The organism is Bdellovibrio sp. ZAP7, assembly GCF_006874645.1.
In the GTDB taxonomy this organism is placed as follows: Bacteria; Bdellovibrionota; Bdellovibrionia; order Bdellovibrionales; family Bdellovibrionaceae; genus Bdellovibrio.
Genome location: NZ_CP030082.1, coordinates 544,615 through 569,559, shown reverse-complemented (window position 1 = coordinate 569,559; position 24,945 = coordinate 544,615). Strand labels below are relative to the sequence as shown.

26 protein-coding genes are annotated in these 24,945 nt (G+C 45.2%); 8 read left to right on the top strand and 18 right to left on the bottom strand.

All coding sequences use genetic code 11. The features are described from left to right. The first annotated feature begins 59 nt into the window (after positions 1–59). Entirely contained in the window at positions 60–1,091 is a 1,032-nt protein-coding gene (locus tag DOM22_RS02875; protein ID WP_246845825.1) for a hypothetical protein, read from the top strand. 59 nt (positions 1,092–1,150) lie between these two features. Here DOM22_RS02875 and DOM22_RS02870 read toward each other — a convergent pair whose 3' ends face one another. The 4 genes from DOM22_RS02870 to DOM22_RS02855 are packed head-to-tail and all read right to left on the bottom strand — an operon-like array spanning position 1,151 to position 3,295. Then, complete coding sequence (locus DOM22_RS02870) at positions 1,151–2,029, bottom strand: SDR family oxidoreductase (RefSeq protein WP_142698937.1); 879 nt, start codon at positions 2,027–2,029, stop codon at positions 1,151–1,153. A gap of 8 nt (positions 2,030–2,037) precedes the next feature. Beyond that, positions 2,038–2,445, bottom strand: a complete 408-nt coding sequence (locus tag DOM22_RS02865) for a response regulator (RefSeq protein ID WP_142698936.1) — start codon at positions 2,443–2,445, stop codon at positions 2,038–2,040. 39 nt (positions 2,446–2,484) lie between these two features. Further along, positions 2,485–2,802: a hypothetical protein gene (locus DOM22_RS02860; protein ID WP_142698935.1), complete on the bottom strand. Its 318-nt coding sequence runs from the start codon at positions 2,800–2,802 to the stop codon at positions 2,485–2,487. A 34-nt stretch (positions 2,803–2,836) separates the two neighbouring features. Next, entirely contained in the window at positions 2,837–3,295 is a 459-nt protein-coding gene (locus DOM22_RS02855) for a hypothetical protein (protein ID WP_142698934.1), read from the bottom strand. Between the two features lie 99 nt (positions 3,296–3,394). On the opposite strand from DOM22_RS02855, the gene DOM22_RS02850 reads away from it, so the two are divergent. Continuing rightward, positions 3,395–4,102, top strand: a complete 708-nt coding sequence (locus tag DOM22_RS02850; protein ID WP_142698933.1) for a response regulator transcription factor — start codon at positions 3,395–3,397, stop codon at positions 4,100–4,102. Here the strand turns inward: DOM22_RS02850 and DOM22_RS02845 are convergent. Next, entirely contained in the window at positions 4,080–4,487 is a 408-nt protein-coding gene (locus DOM22_RS02845; RefSeq protein WP_142698932.1) for an Hpt domain-containing protein, read from the bottom strand. The genes DOM22_RS02850 and DOM22_RS02845 overlap by 23 nt on opposite strands. Positions 4,488–4,609: 122 nt before the next feature. On the opposite strand from DOM22_RS02845, the gene DOM22_RS02840 reads away from it, so the two are divergent. Then, entirely contained in the window at positions 4,610–7,123 is a 2,514-nt protein-coding gene (locus DOM22_RS02840) for an ATP-binding protein (protein ID WP_142698931.1), read from the top strand. Here the strand turns inward: DOM22_RS02840 and DOM22_RS02835 are convergent. The 5 genes from DOM22_RS02835 to folD form a co-directional block, all read right to left on the bottom strand. Beyond that, entirely contained in the window at positions 7,116–8,240 is a 1,125-nt protein-coding gene (locus DOM22_RS02835; protein ID WP_142698930.1) for a hypothetical protein, read from the bottom strand. The two genes, DOM22_RS02840 and DOM22_RS02835, sit on opposite strands and share 8 nt — an antisense overlap. 119 nt (positions 8,241–8,359) lie before the next feature. Further along, a complete protein-coding gene (locus DOM22_RS02830; protein ID WP_246845824.1) occupies positions 8,360–9,667 on the bottom strand; it encodes a class I SAM-dependent rRNA methyltransferase in 1,308 nt (435 codons plus the stop codon). Between the two features lie 3 nt (positions 9,668–9,670). Beyond that, on the bottom strand, positions 9,671–10,780 hold the full coding sequence (locus DOM22_RS02825) for an esterase-like activity of phytase family protein (RefSeq protein WP_142698929.1): 1,110 nt from the start codon (positions 10,778–10,780) through the stop codon (positions 9,671–9,673). A gap of 2 nt (positions 10,781–10,782) precedes the next feature. Next, the gene (locus DOM22_RS02820; protein WP_142698928.1) at positions 10,783–11,823 is read right to left on the bottom strand and encodes an aromatic ring-hydroxylating dioxygenase subunit alpha; all 1,041 of its coding nucleotides are present in this window, start codon (positions 11,821–11,823) and stop codon (positions 10,783–10,785) included. 26 nt (positions 11,824–11,849) lie between these two features. After that, positions 11,850–12,698, bottom strand: a complete 849-nt coding sequence (folD, locus tag DOM22_RS02815) for a bifunctional methylenetetrahydrofolate dehydrogenase/methenyltetrahydrofolate cyclohydrolase FolD (RefSeq protein WP_142698927.1) — start codon at positions 12,696–12,698, stop codon at positions 11,850–11,852. Positions 12,699–12,866: 168 nt separating this feature from the next. Between folD and DOM22_RS02810 the strand changes: the two genes are divergently transcribed. Together DOM22_RS02810 and DOM22_RS02805 are read left to right on the top strand one after the other, a co-directional pair. Next, entirely contained in the window at positions 12,867–13,151 is a 285-nt protein-coding gene (locus DOM22_RS02810) for a hypothetical protein (protein WP_088615508.1), read from the top strand. Positions 13,152–13,253: 102 nt separating this feature from the next. Beyond that, positions 13,254–14,054, top strand: a complete 801-nt coding sequence (locus DOM22_RS02805) for a DUF4476 domain-containing protein (protein ID WP_142698926.1) — start codon at positions 13,254–13,256, stop codon at positions 14,052–14,054. A gap of 40 nt (positions 14,055–14,094) precedes the next feature. Here the strand turns inward: DOM22_RS02805 and DOM22_RS02800 are convergent, their stop codons facing one another. From DOM22_RS02800 to DOM22_RS02780, 4 genes are all read right to left on the bottom strand, one after another. Further along, positions 14,095–15,342 carry an FAD-binding oxidoreductase gene (locus DOM22_RS02800; RefSeq protein WP_142698925.1) on the bottom strand — a complete coding sequence of 416 codons (1,248 nt, stop codon included), beginning with the start codon at positions 15,340–15,342 and terminating at the stop codon, positions 14,095–14,097. 122 nt (positions 15,343–15,464) lie between these two features. After that, positions 15,465–16,244: a serine protease gene (locus DOM22_RS02795; protein ID WP_142698924.1), complete on the bottom strand. Its 780-nt coding sequence runs from the start codon at positions 16,242–16,244 to the stop codon at positions 15,465–15,467. Positions 16,245–16,374: 130 nt separating this feature from the next. Next, on the bottom strand, positions 16,375–17,190 hold the full coding sequence (locus DOM22_RS02790) for a serine protease (RefSeq protein ID WP_142698923.1): 816 nt from the start codon (positions 17,188–17,190) through the stop codon (positions 16,375–16,377). A gap of 336 nt (positions 17,191–17,526) precedes the next feature. Continuing rightward, complete coding sequence (locus tag DOM22_RS02780) at positions 17,527–18,456, bottom strand: DUF2802 domain-containing protein (protein WP_246845823.1); 930 nt, start codon at positions 18,454–18,456, stop codon at positions 17,527–17,529. A gap of 166 nt (positions 18,457–18,622) precedes the next feature. Between DOM22_RS02780 and DOM22_RS02775 the strand changes: the two genes are divergently transcribed. Continuing rightward, positions 18,623–19,969, top strand: a complete 1,347-nt coding sequence (locus DOM22_RS02775) for a hypothetical protein (protein WP_142698921.1) — start codon at positions 18,623–18,625, stop codon at positions 19,967–19,969. A 55-nt stretch (positions 19,970–20,024) separates the two neighbouring features. Here DOM22_RS02775 and DOM22_RS02770 read toward each other — a convergent pair whose 3' ends face one another. Beyond that, positions 20,025–20,396 carry a hypothetical protein gene (locus DOM22_RS02770; protein WP_142698920.1) on the bottom strand — a complete coding sequence of 124 codons (372 nt, stop codon included), beginning with the start codon at positions 20,394–20,396 and terminating at the stop codon, positions 20,025–20,027. 184 nt (positions 20,397–20,580) lie between these two features. Here DOM22_RS02770 and DOM22_RS02765 point away from each other — a divergent pair, with 184 nt between their 5' ends. Then, complete coding sequence (locus DOM22_RS02765; RefSeq protein ID WP_142698919.1) at positions 20,581–21,555, top strand: hypothetical protein; 975 nt, start codon at positions 20,581–20,583, stop codon at positions 21,553–21,555. Positions 21,556–21,620: 65 nt separating this feature from the next. Here DOM22_RS02765 and DOM22_RS19980 read toward each other — a convergent pair whose 3' ends face one another. The 3 genes from DOM22_RS19980 to DOM22_RS02750 form a co-directional block, all read right to left on the bottom strand. Further along, entirely contained in the window at positions 21,621–22,598 is a 978-nt protein-coding gene (locus DOM22_RS19980) for a trypsin-like serine protease (protein WP_142698918.1), read from the bottom strand. A 131-nt stretch (positions 22,599–22,729) separates the two neighbouring features. After that, the gene (locus tag DOM22_RS02755; RefSeq protein ID WP_142698917.1) at positions 22,730–23,266 is read right to left on the bottom strand and encodes a hypothetical protein; all 537 of its coding nucleotides are present in this window, start codon (positions 23,264–23,266) and stop codon (positions 22,730–22,732) included. A gap of 59 nt (positions 23,267–23,325) precedes the next feature. After that, on the bottom strand, positions 23,326–24,021 hold the full coding sequence (locus DOM22_RS02750) for a hypothetical protein (RefSeq protein WP_142698916.1): 696 nt from the start codon (positions 24,019–24,021) through the stop codon (positions 23,326–23,328). 105 nt (positions 24,022–24,126) lie between these two features. Between DOM22_RS02750 and DOM22_RS02745 the strand changes: the two genes are divergently transcribed. Then, positions 24,127–24,936: a TIGR02147 family protein gene (locus DOM22_RS02745; RefSeq protein ID WP_142698915.1), complete on the top strand. Its 810-nt coding sequence runs from the start codon at positions 24,127–24,129 to the stop codon at positions 24,934–24,936. Positions 24,937–24,945 lie beyond the last annotated feature (9 nt).

The following is a 24,945-nucleotide window of genomic DNA, read 5'->3' as shown; positions in this document are numbered from 1 at the left end:
ATAAGTCTTGTCAATAATTTTCAATGACGGACTTCGGTCCATAGACCAGAATAAAGTCTATGACAAATCCTTCCGTTCCAGAGCATGAAAAACTATTCGATGAAATTTGTAATAAATTGAATGAGCTTAGCACGACAGCTGACACGGATGAGAATCATCCAACTCAGCCAAAGTACGAGCAAATGCAAGAGCAGATGAAGAAATTCAATTCTGACTTGAAAGGTTCGCAAGAGGAATTGCGCGAGAAAATTAAATCTCTCGAGAGCGTTTCTTACGGATCTGAAACGTTGGATGCTCAGACAAAATTGTTGGCTGATCAACTCAGCGCAGAACGCGCAACGAATGCCAAGATGTCCTCGGATCTTGCAAAATCGTTAGAATTGAGTTTGCAGCTGCAACTTGAGATTCAAGGTTTGAAGGCTCGCGCCCTCCAAATTCAAAGCGAAGAGAAAAAATATTCTCAGTCGATGTTTGAAAGAAATAAAATTCTTCAACGTGATCTGGATCTGACTCGTGCTTTGAAGGACGAAACGGCAATGGAATTCGCCAAAGCAAAAAGTGCTTGGGCTCGCGAGCAAGACTTGTGGGAACAACAGTACGAAAAAATGCAGGCCGAGATCCAAAAGTTCAAACAAGACCAAGCTGAACTTGAACAAGCCAACGCAGATTTAATGGCCACGATTGAAGAGCGCGATAACACGATCAAATCACTGAACGAAGAGATTGAAAAAATCAGCACTTCTTTCAGTGAAGTCGAGGCTTCAGCTCATCAGCAAAATGAAGTCCTGAAAAATCTGACTTCGGTGGCAGAGACTAAGATCGTTGAAATGAAAATGGCATTGGATAAAAAATCCCTGGAAGCACAAGACTACTTCAGTCACCTGCAACAGGCACTCAGCCAATCTGTAATCTTGAAACAAGAAAACATGTCTTTGAAAGAGTACGTAGCGAAACTGAACTACTATCACCAACAAGCGCAGCATGCGCAAAATGTGGTGAACCAACAGCAGCTTCAGCAAATTCACGCCGCTCAACAAGGACAACAGGTAGCACAACCACAACCGGTCGCAGCGCCAACTGTTCAAGCTTAAGATCTAAAATACAAGTTTCCTCCGTGGGCTCAGAGGTTCCCTCCTTCTGAGCCCATTTTTTATTTTCCCCAGTGTTTCGACTCGGGTAAAAAATAAAACATTATCTTATGAAACCAAGAGCCAGGTATTATCCGTCTTAATATTCCAAAGACAATCGCGTCCAAGGTCACCTTGGTTCGCAAAGGTGGATTGTTCTTTTCGATCAGCTTCATAATTCTGTTTGCCACAGCTTCGGGACGACTGAACGAATACCCCATTAACTTTTCAATAAAGGGAGCCATTGAATCATAGTATTCAGAATGAGGCCCACGGAGCTCGTAACTTAAACGGGCCTTCGGTGATAAGACGACATTTTTGAACGAAGCCGAATTAATAAAGCCTGGCTGCACGATGCTGACATGAATGCCATAGGGTCTGCATTCATACCACAAAGCCTCGCTCACCCCTTCCAGAGCATGCTTGGAGGCACTGTATGAAGCCATGGTGGGCATCGACACCATCCCACTGACAGAAGAGATATTAACGATATGCCCCTTGCGCTGTTCACGCATAATAGGCAAAACAGATTTCATTAAATTAACCGGTCCAAAAAAATTAGTGCGCATCTGCAAGTCTTCAGCACTGACATCCATATGCTCGACCACAGAGCGAAAACAAACGCCCGCGTTGTTAATCAAAACGTCAATTCGCTCCCAACGTCGGCAGATTTCATTCACCGCGACGGAAATTTCCGCATCTTGCGTCACATCCAAGGGCAGAAGCATAGTGTTTTCATTTTCAGGAAAGATCGACGCCAGCTTTTCGAAAGAAGGGGCCCTGGCGGTAACCACGACACGATAGCGATCAGAACGAATTAGCTTTTCAGCAATCGCTTTACCCAAGCCCGAAGTGCAGCCGGTAATTAATATAACTTTGCGAAAGACGGATAGGGTTTGCATTTTGCCTCCTACCTAGAGGGAGCAATATCAACTCCAAAGATTTTATCTAAAGCGCGATCACATTGCGGAACACTGATGGGCTTAGTCAGGACCTGCATATTATGCAGGAGCTCGCCGTACTTGGTGCGCAACGCGACTTCGTCGACAATAGATACCAGAATAATAGGGCTGGATTTTACGGCGCGCGCCAGGAAGCGGACCAGGTCTAAGCCCGTGCCCGCTCCTGAAAGGAATACGTCCGTCACAATCAGAGAATACGGTGATTCATGAACGATCGAGGAACTGACAAGTTTTTGCGCTTCTTCGCAGCTCACCGCCCAGTCCAAGTGATAGTCAGTGAACTGCCGGCGCAAAATATGCTCCCAAATCGGCTTGAGGGCTAAATCATCTTCAACAACCAAAATTCTATTTTTCATGACGCTTCCTTGTTCATGATCTGGTGTCGCGACAGGTGCTTACTGAACCGATGCTGGCATCGTCTCCACTAAGCGCGTTGCGGACCATTTCTTGATTCGGTCAGATACTTCTTTATTGGCTTTCTCAAGGGCCATAAAAGGACTTTTTGCGTCTGCGACGACGGAGAATTGCATTTCTCCCGATACCAATTCGACATCGACGACAAAGTCGTCGCCGTCATGATCAACAGCCAATTTCAATCGGCTGTCAGACGGTGCATTCGCAGCAAGTCTTTCTAAAACGCGGCCACATGAGATAAGCAATTGTTCTCTTTCGGAAAGGGCGATATTTTCAGTTCTTAGTTCTACATTATTCATGCTGTTTCTCCTGTGGTTAATCGTTTTTTCTGTCTTATAAAAGCGCTTGAATTATTTCCTTACATTTCTGCACCTGCAGCGGCTTCTGCAGATAAAATGGCAGGTTGTCTGTTGTATTGCGGGCGGAATGCACCAACGCATCAAAGTTCGAAAGACTCATACTGCTAACGAAGACGAAGTGATCAGACACTTCACCGTATCTAGACCATAAATCAATACCGGTGTCCTCGCCGTCAAGAAATACGTCTGAAATAACTAAATCGTAAGGTTTCTCTGTATGAAATGAATGTCTCAAAAGGGCTTCAGCACCAGCTTCTGAGGTCTCCCAATCAATATGTGCATTCGGAAAAGCAGATCGAATTATATTTTCCCACAGAGGCCATTGGCCCATGTCATCTTCTACTATTAAAAAACGGTATGGCTCAGTATCTAACATCATATTAGATAGAACCGCGCTGGTAATTTGATTCTCGAGCGCCAGTGATGTATCCATGGCTACCTCCTACAACTTTGTTAATCATCGGTGCTGCACTTGGGTTTCGTGCTAAAATGATTTGATGATTTCGCAAAACACTGCTTAAATTCATTTTGTATGGCAAAAATTCTCTGCGTCGAAGACAGCTCTGAGTTCTTTATCTATCTGACTTCGGTACTGAAAGATCACAGTCTTACCCAAGCCGAATCTATTGCTGAGGCATTTAATATCGTGCAAACGGGTCGCGATAGTTTCGATATGGTACTGCTTGATATCTCACTTCCAGACGGAAATGGAATGAAGATACTTCCGGATCTTAAAGATTCCTTTAAAGCAAAGCCTGTTCCGATTATCATTCTGAGCACGGATGACGACATCATCAGTAAAGTTGCAGCATTTGGTATTGGTGCGGATGATTATATTTCCAAGCCACCAAATTCAAGTGAACTGCGTGCCCGCGTCGATGCACGTTTACGTGCCGTAAAATCTTATCAGCAAAATACGCAACAAGTTCAGCTGGGGGATTTGTTTATTGATTCAAATCGTATGTGCGTGGAAGTTCGCAATCAAAAAGGTTCGGTACAAGTTGAGCTCACACCATTTGAATTTAAAATTCTAAAAATTCTTTGCAGTCGACCAGGGCAAGTGTTCAGCCGTGAACAGTTGATCGATCAGGTTTGGGGCATCGGAAAATACGTCACAGAAAGAACCGTAGACGCTCACGTCAGCCACTTGCGCAAAAAGATCAGCGATAGCTCCGTCAAAGTGGAAACGGTTTTAAGCGCGGGCTACAAAGCCACTATTAAAGATAGCGCTTCTGATTAGGAAATACGGCCTCTAGATGTATAGCCAACTGGCGCGCCTGAGCCACATAAAGAGTTACATCTTCTAAATTTTCCCCGATATGTTCCGACTGTTTCAGCTGCCAACTAAGGTCTTTAGATCTTTTACCGAACTCTTTGAAACCCAGCATTTCTGCGGACCCGGCTAGTTTATGCGCAGCCTTCCAAACCACCTCAGACTCACCTGAAATGCTACCGCGCTCCAAAGCCGGGATGCATTCATTCAATGACACACAAAACCGCGCCAAAATACGTAATACGGTATTGGCCGTCGTATCCTCTAATAAATGATTAAACGCATGTGAATCGAAGCCCGAAAGCGCTCTAAGCTGCTTGCTGACGCCCACCAAGTCACTATCTATTTCCACCTTGCTGCTCCTTCATTTGCATTAATCTACCAATAGGATTATACGCTGAAATTAAATTGGTTTGAAGAAACCTTCAAACCCAATTAACATTGTTCACATTCCGGTTTGTGAGAGTGGGTTTGATGAAGCGTAACGGTGGCCTTAAAATCATTCTAAAAAAAGCCAGAAGATTTTTTCTGTGGATCCCCGTTCTGACGCTGATTTGCGGCCTCTCTCTTTCGTTCTATATTCATAAACGAATGTTAGATCGAGAACAAGCCGATCAGCGTGCTGAGTCCATCAAACGCTCTCGCGAGATCATTCAATCTTTAGATCTCCTCTTATCAAATAGTATTCTAAGAATTCAGTCCTATGAAGAATATATTGGCAGCCGTCCTGCTGACTATTACCGTGACATGGCCTTTCTGGGGCAATCATTGCGATATACCGTGTTTCAGCGCTTTTCAATTTATCAGATTTCGGGCAAACGCAATGCCTCCCCTCCTAAGCTAAAGCTGATTTCACGTATTAATACCCCGAACTCGGGAGTTCCTGAGATTAAAAGCAAGACTATGACCTCCCCTGCGGTCATTAAGGGCATTGAAGAAATCATCAGAAATAAAGAATACAGCCGGGCCGTTTTGCACGAACGAAACGGTGTTCCTTTGATTACTTATGTTCTGCAATCAAGAAGTCGTGAAAACATTTATTTCATTTTTACGGCACCTTTGGTTTCCTTGTTTGAAAAAATCGACCTTCGCACCAGCGAATCCCTGGAAATTGAAGACATTAAGAATCAGAATTCCTGGATCATCACATCAGATAACAATTCCAAGTCAATTCGGGAGGGTAACATCTCTCGCCAAATCGGCCGCGACGACAGCCTGTTGCAAACTTTGCGCTTGGGAGAGCCTCAGCAAACAACGCTGAAAGTGCACTTCCATTTTAACTTTCAAAAATCTCAGGGTCTGAACGCCTCAACCATCACGGGAATCATGAGTATCTTGATCACTTTGATCATTTCCTATTTATTCTGGGTCTTGGTTCAGCAAAACCGTCGCGTGGGTCGCTTGGTTATTGATAAGACGCACGACCTAGAACGCGCCCATCAAGAATTGCAAGAAGCCCTGGTTGCAAAAAGCCGCTTCCTGGGAAATATCTCTCACGAAATCCGCACACCTTTGAATTTGATTTTAGGGATGGTCGATCTCTGTGAGGAAAAGGATACCGATAAAAAGATTCACGACTATCTTAGCAGCATGCGCTCCTCTGGTAACCATCTGTTGTCGATGATCGAGGATTTGTTAGATCTAGCCAAAGCCGACACGAACGAATTGCAAGTCCAACCCAAGCGCATGCATCTGATTAACTTCCTTACGGATATTGCAAAAATTTCCGGTAGAGATTGTGCCAAAAAGAATCTGCAGCTTTATTCCCAGTTTGCCTTTGATTTACCGGCTTCAGTGAATTTCGATCCAAGCCGCCTTCGCCAGATTTTATTAAACCTTTTGCGTAACGCCTGCAAATACACGAACGAAGGCCACATCATACTCCGCGTGACCAAACTCCAGCAGCTGCCAGGTCATACGATGACCCTGCGTTTTGAAGTCGAGGATACTGGCGTTGGCATTCAAGACGATAAGATTCACAAAGTTTTTGATGCATTCTTTCAGGTTGAAAACTCTTACGCGTTCTCGGAAGGCGGGGTGGGCTTGGGCCTAGCCATCGTGAAAGAGTTGGTTAACAAGTTAAATGGTCGACTGCATGTGGAATCCGCGCCTAAAAAAGGAACTTTGTTCCGCGTGGATTTAGATATGGAAGTTTTGGATGGTTCTAATTGGGTGGAGACATTCCGCTCCCCAGATGATCAGGTCAAAGAATTCGTTTTGATTTCCGAAGATATCAATATGCAGCTGGCAGCAGAACCTCTCGCCATGCATCCGGCGATCATTTATTCCAAGCTTGATTATATCAGCGAGATTCGCAATTCGAAACCATCGTCTTTGCCGATGAATAAATGGATTCTGCTGGATGCGACTGCAGGAAATGTCGCTGCAAGCGAGATGGAATTACTGCACAAGCACGGACACGTTATCTTGTTGGGTAAAAAAGACGAGATCCTGGTTAAATATCCTGGTCTGACAGATCCTGTTTTGGATTCTTCGCCGTTATCTTTAGCGGATGTTTTCCTGACAACTGGATTTTACGGTAAGAACACTCGCCGTACTGAAACACGGGATCTTAGCAAACCCAAAGTGGAAGCCGTACGCAAAATCATTCCTGATGGTTTGAACTTGTTGGTGGCTGACGACGACATGGGAAATCAAGAACTCTATATGGCATACTTTGATGGCAAGCCTTGGAATATCAAATATACGCAAAACGGCAAAGAGGCCCTGGAGGCTTACATCGCGAATCCCAGCGACGTTGTCGTTTTAGATGTGCGTATGCCGTTGATGGATGGTTTTGAAGCGGCTGAAAAAATGCGGGCGTTTGAAAAAGAACGGGGACTTCCGCAACGTCCAATTCTTTTGGTCACCGCCGATGCTTTAGAAGAAACCATGAAGCGCGCCCAAAAAATCCCCAATACCAGCTTCCTGACGAAGCCTATTCGCAAAAAAACTTTGATGGATGCGATCACTCAAAATATTAAGTAACTTGCGGCTCTATGGCCTTTTTCTGAGGTTTTTGAGGTTTGCCTGAAGGAGAACGTTTACCTTTAGGCTTCGCTTCAGCCTTTTCTTCACCCTTGGCTGAATTGTCATCATTAGAGCTGACCCTACCACCACAAGCACCAAATTGACTGATCAGGGCTTTGGTTTTTTGAACCGAGTCGCCGTTTCTTCCACACTCTTTGGCATTACCTTCACAAATTGCTGCCCAGTTGGTATTGCCATTTTTACCGGTTGCTGTACTCGCAATCAATGTTTTGCGTTCGGCTAATTCGGAAGCCAATTTACGGACCGCACATTTCGTATTCTCAACTTTGTCTTTAAGATCAGCGCCATCGCATTGATCTTTTCCAAGCTGGAACAAACCATAAGCCGTGCCATGAGGTGCATCTTTATTCTCGGCACCCGGATCACAGGATGATTCAACTTTCGCGATCGACATCATTGTCCAAACCCAGAACAAGTTCTTTTTCTCTTCACTCATTTTGGAATAATTTGGACAAAGCTTCGCAATGTCTTTCAGTCTTTTCCCATCGAACGCAGATTTATTTTCCCTGACTTCCGCAAGCACAACCGCTCCGGCCGAGCCCGTCTCCCCACCATCTTTCATGAAGATTTCACAGGCCTTGCCTAGGTCAGCGCTCTGTTTATCCTGGGCAATCTCTTGCTTGCCATTTTGACTGATGGACGGATCTTTGGATTTGGCATCATCCGCTTGTTCAGCTGCTTTTTTACCGATATCCGCGATTCCCTTACGGGCTTTTTGTGCGTTGGATTCTTGCAAGAACGGACAATACTTAAAAGCCAACTGCATGCCAGCCGCGAGCTTTTGGGCATTGGCTTGAGCCTCGGCTTCCGCTTCCGCTTGCTTCGCGATAGCTGCCTGCTCTGCTGCCATTTGGGCATAGAAAACGTCAAACACAGTTTGCGTTGAAGTCGTAGTCGTAGTTGTCGTCGTCGATGTTGCAGTTACAACAGGCGACGCTGCCGTTGTCGGGATTACTTCCGTTGTTGCAAGAGGTGTGACAGATTGGGCATGACCCGTCACCGATACACCAAACAACATGCTAAAAATAATAAGATTACGAATCGACTGTTTCATCCCTGAACTTATCGGGGATTCGACACTCAAGCCTTAGGAAATATTGGGAAAATTGAGCTTCGCCAGACGAACCAGAAGGGCCGAAGCAGCCCTTGGTCCAGCGAAGCCTCTAAGAACGGTTATACGATGTAATGAACGTACATTTTTAGATAGAAACCCTCAGGAAATTGCATCAAAGTTGGATGGTCTGCCGCATGGCCACCACGCAAAACACTGCGCACTTCGGAGTAATTTCTTAATGAAGCTTTACGAATGGCATCGCGGAATTCTTCTTCCTCCAGCAAACCAGAGCACGAACAAGACGCCACAAAACCGTTCTTTTTGGCCAAACGGAAAGCATGCGTGTTCATTTTGATGTAAGCCGCTTTACCAACGTGGATGTCTTTTTTTGCTTTAATAAATGCTGGCGGATCCGCAATCACGATGTCGTACTGTTGAGTCGGCAGATTTGTCAGACCTTCCAAAACATCCATTTCGTGAACGATGACTTTCGCCCCTTCACGCTCGGCATTTTCTTTAGCAAATGCCAAAGCTGTTTTAGAAACGTCCACCAAGGAAACTTCCACATCAAACCCCTCGGCTTTTAAAGCACGTGTGATTTGCGTCGACCAGTGACCCACATAACAGCACAAATCCAAAATGCGGATGGATTTGGTATTTTGTTGTTTTGCCCAGTTCTTAAATAAATTAATCGCCAGGTAAATATTGTGCGTTTGATCCAGGAAGAAACCAGTTTTTTGACCTTCACGAAGATCACAACTCATTTTGATAACGCCGGCGTCTGCTGCCGCATTCAAAAGAATTTCGACATGGTCCAATTTGAAATCAGGAAGATCTTTGATCACTTTTGCTTCGTTGCCCGTCAAGCCTTCAAGCTTACGCACGCTCACGTCGTTACGAATGACCACAGCAGTTTGTGACCAATCGAATTCAGAAAGACCTTGCTCTTTGGCTTTTTCAGTCAGGCCATGAAAGAATGCTTCGGTATTTTGCAAAGCTTGATCCATACCCGCAGTCACCAATTGAGCGACGAATACTTGAGCACGCTTTCCGCCCTGATCGATCACATAGTAATCTAAAACCAAACCGGGAATATAATCTGATTCACCGAAAGCCAAACGGAAGCTGCCGCGGAAACCCGCAGCCTTACGAACTTTCCAGGAATTTAAAACTTTATCATGAAGGAAGTTGAAACCAGTCGGTTCTTTGTCCTGTGAATTGAAAGTCAAAGCACGAAACGCAATCAAGGAATGAGGATTGCCGTAGCCGCGCGCCAGGAACTGGCCTTTGGCATCTTGAAGCTCCACAGGTGTCCCCGGAGGTAATCCTTTGGGGCTCACTGACAGTTCATTAGAAAACACCCAAGGATGTCCACTGCGAATGCGTTTATCAGCGCCAGTACGAAGTCTCCAAACTGTCATCGTCATTTCTTATTCACCTTCAATTGCAAAAACCAGAAGCTCAGTCACTTCGTTCTTGGAAAAATTATTATCCGACATCACCAGCAATGTACGACGTCCATCTGGCAAATTCGGTCCGAATGCCAGGGCTTCGAAATTTTGCACGTCTTTTTTGCCACGCTCTTTGGTCAGATCGGTTTCAAAATCCACCAGCTTCACTTTTTCAGCAAGTGTGTATTTGTGGTCTGCAAGCTTTACCATAGCCAACGTATCCGTGGCCTTGCTTACGTCTGCCAAATACAAGCCCACCGTGGATTTCCAGCCCTTACCGTAAATACGTGCTCCACGCTCCAGAACGATTATTTTCGATTCTGACAAAGCCAGAATCTCGGAAACGCCCCGGAAAATCTCGCGCCCGATTTGATTGTCATGGAAGGCGTCGATTTTATACGTGAACTCTGCAGCTGGCGTAAAATAGCCACGCTGAGCTCCGCGATCCTCGAACTTCAAAATACGAATGATGGGACCATTCGCCTCGGTTTCCATATCGATATCTTGAGTCAGTGGGGCTTCCAGTGAAGTAAAAACGAATTTACCGTCACGAGTGGCTGTTAACCCCTCAAAGGCGCCGTTATTTTGAATGCCCTTGGATTGCTGTCCTGTGCGCTCTGGAAGATACTTATCAGGAATCGTAATATCGTATTTCCATTTGCCATCAGCGGCGACACGAAACACGCGCGGCATAGAACGAGGTTTTAAATCGTTATTACCTTCAGAGGAAATCAGGAAATCCCCATCAGGCATGGCTACCAAACCTTCCAAATCCAAAAAGGCTTTGCGAGAGCCCTCTTTTTTCAAACCATTTACGAATTTTACGGATTTGGGAACAAGAGTGACACCTTTGCCGTCAATCTTAAGATCGAACTGATAAAAACGGGGTTCCCCCCAACGGCCTTTATCATCACTGACGGCATTTAAAATCCCGTCAGCATAAGTAATACCTGAAAGACCACCGATAGTGGTTTCATCAAATTTGGCTCCGGTGACGATGGAGGTCTCGCCCACGTATTTCAAACTCAGGGCTTGGGCCTGACAAGTAAGACCCGTTGCCAGAACCAAGCTCCAAAAAATTTTATGCATTCTTAGCTTCTCCAGCGAAGTTCCGTTTGTTTTACCGGATTCACGAAAGGACGCTTTTCTTCCAAGGCGTTGTGATATTCCGTCTTTAAAGAATAATACCACTTTGCCTGGGTGTCAGCGTCCTTGATCAGCATGAGACTTGGGTCGTATTTCAAACCCTCTTGTTGCTTAGTAACAGCATCCATGTCCTGTCCCAGGAAGACTTTACCGAATTTATCGACTGCAGGTTTGAACAAAGACAACCATGGGATATCCCAGACTGCCAATTGAGTGACACGCGTGTTCTTTTCATCTACCGGAGTCAATGCCGTATAAGAATAGAACTTACGCTCCCCGACCTGAATATGTTCAACACGAACACATGGCAGAGTGAAAGTAATTTCCGTCGTCGGTACTCCACCCAATAATTTATAGGCCTTGGAATTTGAAGATGGTTTATGACGAATCATCTGGAAGCCGAAGTCCACGGGGCCGAAAAGTTTTTTCTTTTCGAGCATGGTTTTTTCAGAACGCCAGAACCAGCTTTTATGAACATAAGGTCCGTGAGCTGGGTCCATCAAGCCAATCACGGCGTGATCGACGTGACATGGGAAATTCACCACGTAAGTAAGATTTGGTTTTTTACCTTCAGGGAATCCCTGCATCACGGGTGGTTGCGGAACCTTTGTCAGATCGAAATCTTTATCGCCCATGAAAACCCAGATCAAACCTTGGGCTTCATGCACGGGATAGCTGCGCACTTTGATTTTGTTAGGATTCAAATCCTGATCCGGGCACAAAGAAGGAATCTCCGTGCACATACCAGTGCCATCGAATTTCCAACCGTGGTAAGGACACTCAAGATTATCGTTAACTACTCGTCCATAGCTTAACGGAATCCCACGATGGGGGCAGATGTCGCGCATTGCTGACACTTTGCCTTTTGAATCACGATAAAACACCACCGGCTCATTCAAAATTTTGCGCGCAGTTGCTTTATTGATTGCGAGTTCCGAACTTGGCAAACCCACGTACCATACGTTTTTCAAAAATCCTGTGAACATTGTGAACCTCGAAATATAGGAACTAGTCAGACTCTTTTTTCAGCCAAGAGACAAGTGTTTTCAAGGAGCGTTGTAATAGTCATGGGGCCAACTCCGCCAGGAACTGGGGTTGCAGCCTTAGCCCACCCCTCCAGCTCTGAAAATCTGACGTCACCACATAATTTTCCACCCTGGCCGGAGCCGTGCATGCCGACATCCACCACGATAGCGTCTTTCTTGAAATCATCTTTACCCAGAAGCTGGGCTTTGCCGGCGGCCACAACAACTAAGTCTGCATTTTTCGTAAATTGCGCCAGATTCTTAGTTTTAGAGTGACACAAAGTCACCGTTGCGTTGGCTTCGGTCAGTAACATCGCCATTGGTTTTCCCACGATATTACTGCGACCCACGACAACCGCATTCATGCCTTCAACATTGATGTTGTAATGCTTAAGGATCGTCATCACTCCCTTAGGAGTGCACGGGCTGACCAGAGGTTGTCCTGCAAAGAAATACCCCAGAGATTTGTACGTCAAACCGTCTGCGTCTTTCAAAGGCGAAACCGTCTGCAAAACTTCATGAGAACTTAAATGTTTTGGTAAAGGAAATTGCACCAAAATACCGTCAACGCCTTCATCGGCATTGAGTGTTTCGATCATTTCCGTCAGCTCTTCCTGAGTGATGTCTGCGCGCAAAGCGTGAATCGTCGAAGTCATGCCGACTTTCTCGCAGGCCGCTTTCTTGTTTCTGACATAAACCTGGCTGGCTGGGTCTTCCCCGCAAATGACCACCGCTAAATGGGGCGCGCGGCCAGTTTTGTTTTTAAAGGCTGCAATTCGGGGAATCAGGGAGGCGCGAACGTGATTTGATACTTCTTTGCCATCTAAAATGAGCACTGAAAACCCTCCCCGGTGATGAGCACCCAATTTCCTGCATTTATCAAAGAAATTCAATGGTTTAGTTAATCTAAACGGAAATAAAACAGACCGCTGCAGGGCATTTAATGCTTGATTCGAAGCTTTGATTTAATGTACAAGTTCTTAAAAACACTAGGGGATTTAAAGATGGCAGATAAAGTTAAGCTCTCAAAAGACGGTAGCTCCATTGATTTCGTACAGTCTGAAAGCTTGCCCACATCACTAAAAAAGTTCCGTCAAAGCCCTGAGATCGAAGGTTTCTACCGTTTCGTTTTCGAAAACGATCTTCAAAAAGAATCTTACGACATTTTGGATCGCATTATCCAGCAACGTAAGGCTAAAAAAGCTGGAGCGAAAAAAGAAGCTGCTGCTGCTGCTAAAGAAGAAAAGGCCGCTGCTAAAAAAGTCGAAGCAAAAGGCAAAAAGAAATAGTCTGTTCCAACAGATTGCATCGAAACGGCTGATCATGGATCAGCCTTTTTTATTTGTATCGTCAGTTACTCCCATGCCATCCTTGGATTTTGCGGAGGTTCCATGTTTCAATTGTTGAAAATTTCTATCGCTCTTATTTTAGCATCAGTCGTTGTTAGCTGCGGTGGCACTACGGATGAACATGGTGGCGGATTCGCTCCTAAGAACAGACTCAAATGGTCATCTATTCCTTCGGAATTCAATCCCCGCGTTGAAGATGTTTCTTTGAACACTCAAGGTTTAGACGCGATCAAAATGAACATTTTTGGTTTCACGGCTGACGTGGAAGTTGCTTACTCTGCAGATATTCCAGCGGGAGAAGGCTATCTTCGCCTGTTCACAGTTTCTAAAAACGGCGGCTCTTTTGGCAACATCAGTCACCAAAATAATGGCAGCACTTTAAGCTTAACTAGCTATGGTTCTTATTCTTGCTCTATCAAAATCAAAGATGGCGCGATTACTTCGCTTGATGGTGGCTGCTATGTGCGCATGCAAGTTTACTTGCCTAAAGGCGCAGAGATTGAAGTTTACAACGTAGGACAATTGATCTCGAAACGCTTTCAACCAATGTCGCTTTCTGATTTTCTGACAGCGATTGATAAAGCCAGCTTTGACAGCGACAAGTTCCCGTTGATCGAAGACTTCCTAAACTCATACGTGCAAACAGGGAAAAAACCTTCGATGACTTGCCAACAATTGGGTGGAGTGGTGAAGGATTTTATGCGAACAGAAGCCAAGTACACAGCTTTACGTAAACTGCATTTCGCAGTCAGCGATCGCGAGAACCTTGCCGCCATGATTGATGATGTTTTCAATTATTTCGACCGCCCCAAAGCACGCACCATCGTAGGACTGCCAAATTAAGAATAAAAAAAAGCCCGGGAGACCGGGCTTTTTTTTTTTTTTAGAATCTGTTTGGAGCGAAGATTTCAAGATCGACGAATGGAGTTTTCTTGTCGATCAAATCCGCAACCAGCAAGCCTGTGCCGGCTCCGGATTGAAGACCCAACATCTGATGGCCTACGGCCAACATCAAATTCGGGATCTTATCGTGGTAACCAATCAAAGGCACACCGTCTGGAGTACATGGACGAAGACCTGCCCACAATTCTTGAACTTCCAATTGCTCTGGAAGATACAACAATTCAGCTGCGCCACGTTTGATGTTGTTCACACGGCGTTCAGTGACAGAGAAATCCTGATCCACAAGTTCCAAAGTACCCGCGATACGCAAAGAGTTCTCACGCGGAGTGATTGCAATTTTGTTTTCGATAAACATGATCGGATACTTAGGTTGTTTTTCAAGTTTAGGTACGATCATTGCGTAACCTTTACCGCCCAAGATAGGAATTCTTAGACGCAAAAGTTTCGCCAAATCTTTTGACCAGCTACCCGTCGCAACCACGATTTCTTTGAATTTGAATTCGCCTTGAGAAGTAAGGGCTTTGGTAACTTTACCACCCGAGATTTCAAGATCGATCAATTCGCAGTTTTCGATGATCTCGCCACCGTTTTTACGAATCTCTTCAGCCATTGCCTGAACCACTTGGAACGGCTCTGCCATAGCTTCCTGATCGAAGTACACACCACCCAACATTGGCGGACGGAATGCAGGTTCGAAAGCCATAAGCTCTTCACCGGTCATTTGTTTGCCGGTAACGCCAACGCCTTTAACGTATTCAAGTTCTTCAACAGCTGCTGCCACACCTTCTTTAGTGCGGGAAACCATCAAAAGACCTTTTTGCTCGAAACGAGTTTTTGGATATTTGTCGCCCAGTTTTTTGTATTCAACCAAGGATTTTTGCGAAAGAACAACCAAGCCTTCAACCGCGCGACGCGCTTGAGTTTCGTTCATCGCTTTCATGAAGTGGAACAACCAAGCAGCCAAATCCAAAGATAGGGACGGCTTGATATGCAATGGACTGTTAGGATTTGCCAGCCACTTCATAGATTTCAGGAACATACCAGGCATTGGCAACGGCATCGAAAAGCAAGGAGTCATCCAGCCTGCATTTCCGTAAGAGCAACCGCGACCTACGGTTCCTTTATCGATCACACAAACTTTGTAACCACGACGAGAAAGTTCAGCACCCACGGAAGTACCGATAATGCCGGCACCGACTATTAAAATATCGAATTCTTTGTTTTGCATAGGATAAGAAATGTGCCTTTTTTAGGGAAAAAGCAAGCCCTGCGAAACGGCGCTATTTGGCATAAAAAAACCCGTGGCTTTTTTACCACGGGCTTCGTTTAAATTGAGTTTAAAGCTCAGATTTATTCAGCGATTGTCGTGTTAATCCACTCAATTGCCGCATTGACTTTGGAATAAACGCCTGGGTAACCCGCGCGTGCACAACCTTTACCCCAGCTTACTACGCCGATAAGGTAAGTGTGACCGTCGTCAGCTTTAGAAACCAATGGACCACCAGAGTCACCTTGGCAAGAATCTTTACCACCAGAAGTATAACCAGCGCAGATCATACGATCTGTGATTTTACCAGCGTAGGCCTTGTTACACTCAGCTTGAGTAACCAATGGTACGTCAACTTTTTGCAATTTGTCTGGAAGACCATAGCTGCCTTCTTTAGTTGCGCCCCAACCAGCAGTTGTAGACATAACTTGAGTACCGTCCTCTGGAATCGCGATTTCAGCTGTATTCAAATCAACTGGAGTGTAAGCAGAGTTGCCTTCCAATTGGATCAAAGCAAAGTCCCAATCAGTGCCAGGGCCTGGGTAACCCGGGTTCGCAACGATTTTAACTGGTTTGAATGTTTCAACATTCGTCGTGTCCTTTTGGCTCAAAAGACCGATTTTGATAGCTTTGATTGTAGAACCTTTCACACAGTGAGCAGCTGTCAAAACCCAGTTAGGCTTGATCAAAGAACCACCACAAAAATGGCCACCATATGAACCTTGAAGAGAAACGATATATGGGAATTCGCCCGCAGCTGCTTCCTCGCCGCCAACGATTTTCGCGCCAACTTTTTGCGCTGCCGTGGAAACTGCACCTGTAAATACTAGACCTGCTACTAATAGGTAGTTCAAAACTTTCATGTCCGTGTCCTCTCTCTTTTTGAATCCTTCAAAAATAAATGTGCTTAGACATTGTTCATTGTTTTTCCAGGGGGCTCAAAGGCTAGTTCCAATTTGGGTATTTTCTGTCTTTAGGTCCAGCGGCACTGGACTAAGGTTTAGGAGCAGGCTCCTCTCCTGCCATAGTTTGCTTAATCCATTCGGTCACAGAGTTTACTTTTGCATATACACCCGGGTAATTCGGTTCGCCACAACCCATGCCCCAGCTTACGATACCTGCCAATAAAACTTTCTCTTCTGATTTAACCACCAACGGTCCGCCACTATCACCCTGACAAGAATCTTTCCCACCCGCTTCCAGGCCCGCGCACAGCATGCGATCCGTTACGTCATATCCAAAGGGTGAATAGACCTTGTTGCACGGTTCAGCTGGCGACAATGGCACATCGACTTTATTTAAAATGTCAGGCGTTTCACCGTTTGATCGTAAAGTGCCCCAACCGGCAACCGTCGACATGATTTTAGGTGCTTTAGGATCTGTCGGAATTTGAATTTCCTGGGAGTTCATTTCAACCGGCGTGATATTCGAAGGCTCTTTCAGTTCAATCAACGCGAAATCATAATCGTTCGAGAAATATTTTTTGCCCGGATGAACGATGATGCGACCGGGAGCATGAACTTCAGCACCCGTTTCGTTGGTCATTTGATAAAGTCCCACGATCACTAAATCTGGCACCTTCTTCACACAGTGGGCAGCCGTCAGCACCCATTTTTTATCAATCAGACTGCCACCGCAGTAGGCCCAACCTTCTTTATCCTGAAGCGAAACAATCCACGGGAATTCACCGCGCTCGGCTTGCACGCCGCCAACGATGTCATGATTTATTTTTAGTTGAGATGGTGAAGACAAAGCCGCTTGGCTTGCTACCAATAGAACGGAAAATAGAAGACCCTGGAACGCTCGCATATCTTTCCCCTAGCTTCGTGGTGATATTGAACGGTAATTACAGTCTTCCGCTGAGCCCTTAAACTCGCAAACAAGTCAGGGTCTTGGATTTCAAATTACACGTTCAAACTTTATTGTGTTGGGATCAAAAATTTGAAATTCGAGGGGATCGGCGCACTTTACTTGCACACGAACGGATTGGCCTTTTTCCATCGGTTGGCCGGAACGATTGGCGATTCTTAAAAGGTTCCCATTAAAATTACAAAGGACGTCTGCGCCCGATTGTTTTTCCTCAACAATCGAGTGAAGAATCTGCCCTTTGGTCAGGGATTTCAAGAACGCGGAATTGGCCACTGATTATTCCAGATCTTTCACAAGATCGATGCGGCGGAATTCAACAGGACGGATATTGGGACCTGTCGCTGCTTGCTTAGCCGCAGCCGGCTTGTTCGCAGCCGCTGGTTTTTTCTCTGTAACAACCGCAGTGGGAGTTGCAGCCATGGGTTTTTCACCCAGGAAATTTTGTGCAATATTGTGTGTGACATCAAAGATGCTTGGAGCTTTTTCCGCGGCCGCTTCTTCCTCTTCGACTTCTTGGCAAGCGGCTTTGAAAGCGTCCCCCAGTTTTTTCATCGCATCGTTTTCAGTTTTTGGAACTTCGAAAACGTCGCTGATATCAGAGCCTGGTCTTTGCAAGGGCTGCAAGAAACTCATGTTATCCACGTCACTGAAATCTTGTGACGAAGATGCAGATGTTTCATCGGCTTCTTCGTTCGCCCATTCAGGAAGGCTGTCTTCACAGAACATCAGTTGGTCTTTATTCACTTTGGCGATGAATTCAATTTCGCCACGTGAAAGATCCACTTGTTTTGCGATCTCATCAGCGCTTAAACCCTGGTGAGCCAAACGAGCGGCTTTGACATATTTAATAGTGTTCTGGCGTTCCACGATTTCTTCATGCGGGATACGGTCTTGGAAGATCTTTGCCACTTCCATGCTTTTTTGCATGCTTTGATCGATCTTCGCGATCTGTTTTTCAGAGGCTTGAATTTTGGATTGGATGTCTTTTACTTTTTGCTCCAGCAAAGCTGTTAGCTGATTTACTTGAGTCTCCGTACGATCCGACAGATCTTCCAATACGGCGATTTTACTTTGCAGAAGTTGGAGGCCTTTGCTCAAGCGGGGGTCATCCTTAGCCGGGCGATTCATGCGTACCCATACGCCAACTACTCCAGCCAAAAGAATAACGTTCACCAACAATTGAGTTAAAAACCAAAAGCTCACCATGCCTCCTGATAAAGCGGTCGCGGCAACATCTATTGATTCTAGTATTCCCTGGACGGTTCCCACAATGAGACGAAGGTCTGGATTGTCTCAAACCCAGACTGGACTTGGTAAATTTTGAGACGAAGTCGCTTCCTATGCTATTCTGGGCCAAAGGGGAAATGGAAGTATGTTTTTGTCTCTACATAAAAAGGCCTTGTTGCCAATAGTGATGTTGGGCCTTGCGGCTTGCAGCCCGGTGCAATTCGAATCACCTTCTGTGAAAACTTCTAGCACACCGACTGAGTCGCCAACTCCGACGACTACGCCCACGACGTCGCCTACGACTTCTCCGACAACGTCACCGACGACGAGTCCTACAACAAGTCCAACGACCTCACCTACTACGTCTCCAACAACAAGTCCTACGACTTCGCCAACGACAAGTCCGACGACAACTCCAACTACGACGCCGACACCCACTCGTGATGTGACTTACAGTAGCACGGTCGAAGCTTCGAACAATAAATTGGACATCGTATTGGTACTGGACGATTCCAACTCCATGCTTGCAGACAATCAAAAGTTAGCAGCGAAACTTTCAAGCTTTGTATCCACTTTGCAATCGACTAAAAATCTTGATTGGCAAATGTGTGTGACGGTCACTCGTGCTCTTCCGACGGGCGCTAGCACGACAGCTTGGGGTGCTTCGGTTTACTGGCAAACTAACAGCGCCTCCCCGAATACAAGCCTGGGCTTGGTGTTGAAACGTGGCACAGCAAATCTTTCAACCATCTTTGCGCAAACCATCAACTATGTGGGCGCGGGATATGTTAACTCGAATGACGAGCGCGCGATCAAAGCGGCTTATCACCACGTTTACAATGGTGACTATCACTACTCTGGCGTCAGCGGTTGCTACCGTGCCGATGCAGCGATTGCATACATCATTATCTCTGACGAAGACGAACGCAGTATCGGTGGCGATGTTTCTCAGCAGTACTATAAAGACGAATACTTTGCTTTGGAAAACGAAGACAAACCACAAGTGTTCGTGGATTACGTAAAGTCGACGTTCGGTGCTAAAAAACGTTTCACGGTGAATTCAATCATCGTGAAACCAGGCGATGCAGCTTGTATGAAAACTCAGGACGCTGCGGGTTCTAAGAGCCACTATGGTGTTCAGTACGCTGCCCTTTCAGGTCTGACAGGTGGTGGTATCGGTAGCATCTGTGAAGCTGATTTCGGAACGAACATGAATTTGTTCGTGGATAAAATCGTTGATTCATTGGGTTCTGTGAATTTGGAATGTACCCCAGTTGGTACGCCGGTGGTTAAAATCACTCCGGCAATGGCGTCTTTAAGCTACCGCACGGTGGGTATGAGTATCGTGTTTGATACGCCAGTTCCAGCCGGCAGCAAAATCGACATCTCTTATAAGTGTGATGCGACTCGCTCACCAAGTTCGATCGACGCTCCGAAAGCTGAGATGGGTTTCTTTGATAAAGTGAAAAGTTTCTTCAAGAACTTGTTCTAAGAAATTTTAAAAGCTTCAAACTAAAAACCCCGCTTTATCAGCGGGGTTTTTTATTTTATTCACACTTTAATGCTTTGATCAGATCTCCGGCCTCAACATAAGCCATGTCTTCTTCACCGCCAAAGAATGCCGTGCTGTAGATCGCATTCACCACAAGTTTGGTCAGAACATCTTTATTGTTAACCAAGCCATCAACTGTTGTACCCTTGATGTCGTAAACCTCACCCTCTTGAAAAGAGATTGTCAGACCTGGAAACTGCTTGCCGTACTTACTTAGATCACGAGGATTCATTGAATAAAGAACGCCGACAGAGTCCTCTTTTTGAACGATTTTAAGGTTCATGCGCTCTGTTACTGCGACACACTTTGTCGCTGCAGAAGCTGCTGTGGAAGCCAAAAGAACTAAACCCAGTGCCAACGTTTTCATCGAATTCTCCTTTAAAAATCCGAAGTTAGCGTCGTTGGGTTTTATCATCAAGTGAACAGCCAGCAATGTAGAAATTTCACGGTACATTAAGTTTAGATTAATTCTCAGATTAACCGATTCCGGCATAGACAAAGCTCTAATCCTTTGGGATACGTCACGAACTTTAAAGCAGGGGAAAATTTACATGAGAATTTGGGGCTTCTTAGTAATTGCGATCTGTGCACTACAGGTTCATGCAGCTAATGATTGTTCAACCGTTGATGTGCGCGAAAGCCTTCCTGCGGATGTAAAAACCTTTATGACCACTCCTTCTGATCAGGGTGATATCGGTTGGTGCTATGGCTACACAGCTGCCGATATCGTGAGCCAAGCGGTAGGCACCCCTATTTCTGCTCTTCATTTGTCAGCCTACTATTCAAGCCAAGTGACTTTGCTGGGAAAAATCGGACGTGGCGTTGTGAACAAAACCACAACTCCTGAAGGCGGCATGGTTAGCATCGCCGTTAAGAAAATGAATGAGTTGGGACATGTTTGCAGAGAAAGTGACATTCCATCTCAAGGAACTAAAGAAGTTCACATCACTTCCAGAACCACTGTTCATAATGGTATGGCTTATTTGATGAACCGTATGAAGGACGTTCGCAAAGGCACTTGCAACGATCTTTGCCAAAAATCTTTTGATCAATTGGTTGAGGGTTTCTTCCCGGCGACTCCTCCAGCGACGATCAAAAAATATCTTTTGAACAATCGTAGTGTGAGCCTTGAAGACGTGGTGTTTTACTTCCTGGACAGTTCTTGCCGTTCTAAATCCATCGCTCTTCGCAACGAGTTGGATTACAAAAGCTGGGGCAAGAAAACTCACCCGTTTGAATCTATCAATGATCAAATCGATTGGTTGCTAAACCGTCGTAAACTTATTTCATTGGAATACGACGCCTCTGAAATCACAGATGTCGGCGGAATCTTTGGTGCGGGTCACGCGTCAACGATCGTAGGCCGTAAGAAAATCGGCAATGCTTGTTACTATATGGTTCGCAACTCTTGGGGCACTTCTTGCGACTACCGCAAAGGTATCATTTGCTTGAAGGATCAGGGTTCTTACCTGGTTCACGAAAACACAATGAAGGACATGGCTAAAAAATTGGTTTGGATCGACTAATCTGCAGTACCACACAGCCGAGCCACACATTGTCCTTTTGGAGTTACCGGTATGGACCGAAGAACTTAAATTCCCAATTGTTTCATCAGAAATTGAACTGGGGGACTGAAGATCGTAAACTTGGTGCCCATAGGTGAACATATACGGTCCATCCCCTTGCTCACGACCCCCACCACAACTAGTTGTCCATTGATTTCGCGCAAAAGAGGGCCGCCCGAATCGCCAAAACAAGTGTCCTGCCAACCGCCAGATGGCATCTGGATATCTGAAAGGTTCTTACGACCTCGTCCGTCCCACGCGGAAACATAATAGCCGGAACCAAGATCAGCATGGGCAATAATCGAATCCAAATCTTCAGCTTCGAGAGATTGTGGATGAAACTGCTCAATATATGCACCCAGATTTTGAGAATTACCAAAGAGTTTTAAAAGTGCATTTCCTTCATTAGCGGTCACTGTCAACATTGCCTGCTGACGTTTATCCGAAAGCGGTGATGGCCGAGAGGAAAAAGCCTCGTTAACGCCGTATCCGACGTGGATATAAGAGCTTTGCATGTCCGTTGAATCCCATTTCAAAGACCATGCAGGAACGACTGATAAATGTAAATCACTGACAGGAGCCGGGCTGGACAATTCACCGAAGGCGATGTCTAAAGTTTGCCCGTCAACTTCAGGGCCAGCTACCCAACGTTTGATTTTTATTTTAGAGACAGGTTTTTTAAAGTCATTGCCTAGACGGAACTCGTATCCTTCAGGAGGCAGTGGATTACCTCCTTCTTCTTCGCCACCATCTGTTGCGTGAATACAGTGATCAGCCGTTACGATCCAGTTCGGTGCGATCAGGGTCGCTGTGCACCCGACGCTCCTGTTATCGCCTATTTTAAGCGCACCCACAGCGTTAAAACGATTCTCATTTGCTGCGCCTCCATTGATTACAGCAAACGACAAACTTGAAGAGAATAATGCAACAATAGTAAATGTGCCCTGAATAATACTTGATCGAATGTGACAAAATAGGTTTGGAGTTTTAACTTTAAACATCATTGCTTCCCTTCTATTGCGTATAACGGCACTTTTCTATCTCGACAATTTTTGTCAGCAAATAACAAACCACATTGCTTAGAAGCCCACCGAGGTGGTCTCCCTTTTCCGCAGAAGTTGGAAAAAGACTCTTGCTAATTGAAATTCAGGCCGACTTTTTTCATTTGAGGCAGAGCCGGTACTTTTTTGCCGTTCACATAAAAGGATAGATAGCAGGCTGACTTCTCAATTTTATCACCCTTTGCGCAAACGAACTCAGTAGAAAGTTTTAGCCCAGGAACGAGTTCAAACGCATCTTCCATCCCATTGTAGATCTTCATTGCGTCTGCACCGACAATCCAAATAACAAAAGTCGCCTTATCGGTGTCGAACTGTGAAGTTACCGCGATCTCAGAATCTTCCATCGAAGTAATTTCTGTAAGCACCGTAATACACTTCATGCCAACGGACGAGTTTCCACAAACGAAACGATCGATTGCTTTGATATGCGGGTTACCCTCAAGGCTTCGACCATTGTCATACAGAGATTGTGCTAAATCTCCTGTGATTGAAGCGAAGGCCCCAGATTTATCAGCATAAAAAATAGTGACTGTTCCTGACGGCGTTTGAACACTGGCAAGCGATACCTGGGAGGCGAAAACTAGGGCGACTGATAAAATTATTTTTTTCATTGTTGTCTCCATTGACGTTGTCTATTGTTGTTGATTTAAAAAACTCATTTGTAGAGGTTTTAGTTATTGGCGGGGTTCCCCACAAACTTTTGACATCGAGCTATAGAATTTTTGACCGATAGCTCTTTTTGACAGACTGAAACCGCTTTTTTCTCGGCGTTAAGAAGCGAACTAATATCAATCAAATTCAATCCTGCAGATGGAGAGCTGTCATTTTCACCTTCAAAACACTGACACTTCCAATAATGAAGTTCAGTCGGCTCAGATAAATTACCGAAGTTGTCCACCTCGTTGAGTCGATATATCATGACCGACAGCTGGTAGATGTCGTCAATAGAGCGCCCCTCACGGTTCGTTACACCAGAAGCTCGAAATAACTCATGAATGACGATATAGGCGACAGAACGCTTCTCGGCTATGGCACGTGCCCAAGAGTCTTCACCGTCTTTAAACTCTTTTAATTGAATGAGGCCCTTATAAGTATATGCCAACATTTGACTTTGCTCGGGCACAGCGTTCCCCTTTGCATCCGTCAACGTTTTAACACTCACAATGCGACTTGAAAGGAGCGCCTTTTTTAACAAATTTCTGTCTGCGGAAGAAAAGGAGACTTTGTCTAAAACATTGTCGGCAATGCTCACGAATGTACCGACCAACTCGTTGCCACCACCACTGCTGTCCACACCAATTACCGTAGCGTGCGCTAAACCAGCCAAACACTGAAGAACCCATACTAATACAATCATCTTTCTCATAAATATCCATCCTCTCTGATGGACAGCTATATATCGCCGCCAATGGCGCTCAGCAACATAAAATTAATTAGCAATTTGCACCTACGCTAAGTATTACTTAGCCATATGATCGATTTATTTCAATACACTGACTACAAAGAGTTTCTAAACGACAAGCTAGATGAATTGGATAATGGAGGCCGAGGAAGTAGAGCCTCTCTTTCTAGAAGCATCGGCTGCCACACGGCCTATACAGCCCAAGTTCTCCGAGGAGACGCCCATTTTAGCAATGAGCAAGCAGAGGGCGTTAACGAGTTTCTAGGACATACCGATGAGCATGGAGATTACTTCCTATTGCTTGTACAACTGGGCAAATCTGGATCGGTAAATCTTAAAAACAGGCTTTTAAGGCAAATTCGTCAATTTCAGAAGTCACGAGTGGTGCTCAAAAACCGATTAAAAGTTGAGCCTCATCTATCTGAGCGAAGCCAGTCCACATACTACAGCTCTTGGATTTATGGAGCAGTCCATGCTGCGGTTTCTTTAAAGAACTGTCGAACACCCGAGCGAATCGCCAGTCATTTAGGAATTAGTATTAAGCAATGTTCAGACGCACTGGACTTCTTGCTTACCGCCGGAATTATTGAAATGGGACGCAATAATGATTTTATCATCGGTAAAAAGCAGATTCATTTAGGATCAGACTCGCCAATGATTGCAAGACATCATATAAACTGGAGATTAAAAGCTATTCAGAGTATCGAAAAAGATCCCACGGAAGGTCTCCACTACTCCTCCGTCGTTTCAATTTCAAAAAAGGATATCGAAACAATCAAAGAGATCCTTATCCAGTCCATTCAAAAAATAAAACCCATAATCAAAGAATCCCCTGAAGAAGAGGTGGCATCATTGGCATTGGATTTTTTTGTAATTTAACGACCTCAG

Bases quoted from the DNA above. Each gene is read 5' to 3' on its own strand.
- DOM22_RS02825 (WP_142698929.1), bottom strand. From the start codon at position 10,780: ATGCATAAAATTTTTTGGAGCTTGGTTCTGGCAACGGGTCTTACTTGT.
- DOM22_RS02795 (WP_142698924.1), bottom strand. From the start codon at position 16,244: ATGAAAGTTTTGAACTACCTATTAGTAGCAGGTCTAGTATTTACAGGT.
- DOM22_RS02870 (WP_142698937.1), bottom strand. From the start codon at position 2,029: ATGCAAACCCTATCCGTCTTTCGCAAAGTTATATTAATTACCGGCTGC.
- DOM22_RS02865 (WP_142698936.1), bottom strand. From the start codon at position 2,445: ATGAAAAATAGAATTTTGGTTGTTGAAGATGATTTAGCCCTCAAGCCG.
- DOM22_RS02750 (WP_142698916.1), bottom strand. From the start codon at position 24,021: ATGAGAAAGATGATTGTATTAGTATGGGTTCTTCAGTGTTTGGCTGGT.
- DOM22_RS02775 (WP_142698921.1), top strand. From the start codon at position 18,623: ATGTTTTTGTCTCTACATAAAAAGGCCTTGTTGCCAATAGTGATGTTG.
- DOM22_RS02875 (WP_246845825.1), top strand. From the start codon at position 60: ATGACAAATCCTTCCGTTCCAGAGCATGAAAAACTATTCGATGAAATT.
- DOM22_RS02780 (WP_246845823.1), bottom strand. From the start codon at position 18,456: ATGGTGAGCTTTTGGTTTTTAACTCAATTGTTGGTGAACGTTATTCTT.
- DOM22_RS02765 (WP_142698919.1), top strand. From the start codon at position 20,581: ATGAGAATTTGGGGCTTCTTAGTAATTGCGATCTGTGCACTACAGGTT.
- DOM22_RS02800 (WP_142698925.1), bottom strand. From the start codon at position 15,342: ATGCAAAACAAAGAATTCGATATTTTAATAGTCGGTGCCGGCATTATC.
- DOM22_RS02770 (WP_142698920.1), bottom strand. From the start codon at position 20,396: ATGAAAACGTTGGCACTGGGTTTAGTTCTTTTGGCTTCCACAGCAGCT.
- DOM22_RS02790 (WP_142698923.1), bottom strand. From the start codon at position 17,190: ATGCGAGCGTTCCAGGGTCTTCTATTTTCCGTTCTATTGGTAGCAAGC.
- DOM22_RS02855 (WP_142698934.1), bottom strand. From the start codon at position 3,295: ATGGATACATCACTGGCGCTCGAGAATCAAATTACCAGCGCGGTTCTA.
- DOM22_RS02835 (WP_142698930.1), bottom strand. From the start codon at position 8,240: ATGAAACAGTCGATTCGTAATCTTATTATTTTTAGCATGTTGTTTGGT.
- DOM22_RS02745 (WP_142698915.1), top strand. From the start codon at position 24,127: ATGATCGATTTATTTCAATACACTGACTACAAAGAGTTTCTAAACGAC.
- DOM22_RS02860 (WP_142698935.1), bottom strand. From the start codon at position 2,802: ATGAATAATGTAGAACTAAGAACTGAAAATATCGCCCTTTCCGAAAGA.
- DOM22_RS02810 (WP_088615508.1), top strand. From the start codon at position 12,867: ATGGCAGATAAAGTTAAGCTCTCAAAAGACGGTAGCTCCATTGATTTC.
- DOM22_RS02805 (WP_142698926.1), top strand. From the start codon at position 13,254: ATGTTTCAATTGTTGAAAATTTCTATCGCTCTTATTTTAGCATCAGTC.
- DOM22_RS02840 (WP_142698931.1), top strand. From the start codon at position 4,610: ATGAAGCGTAACGGTGGCCTTAAAATCATTCTAAAAAAAGCCAGAAGA.
- DOM22_RS02755 (WP_142698917.1), bottom strand. From the start codon at position 23,266: ATGAAAAAAATAATTTTATCAGTCGCCCTAGTTTTCGCCTCCCAGGTA.
- DOM22_RS02830 (WP_246845824.1), bottom strand. From the start codon at position 9,667: ATGACGATGACAGTTTGGAGACTTCGTACTGGCGCTGATAAACGCATT.
- DOM22_RS19980 (WP_142698918.1), bottom strand. From the start codon at position 22,598: ATGATGTTTAAAGTTAAAACTCCAAACCTATTTTGTCACATTCGATCA.
- DOM22_RS02820 (WP_142698928.1), bottom strand. From the start codon at position 11,823: ATGTTCACAGGATTTTTGAAAAACGTATGGTACGTGGGTTTGCCAAGT.
- DOM22_RS02850 (WP_142698933.1), top strand. From the start codon at position 3,395: ATGGCAAAAATTCTCTGCGTCGAAGACAGCTCTGAGTTCTTTATCTAT.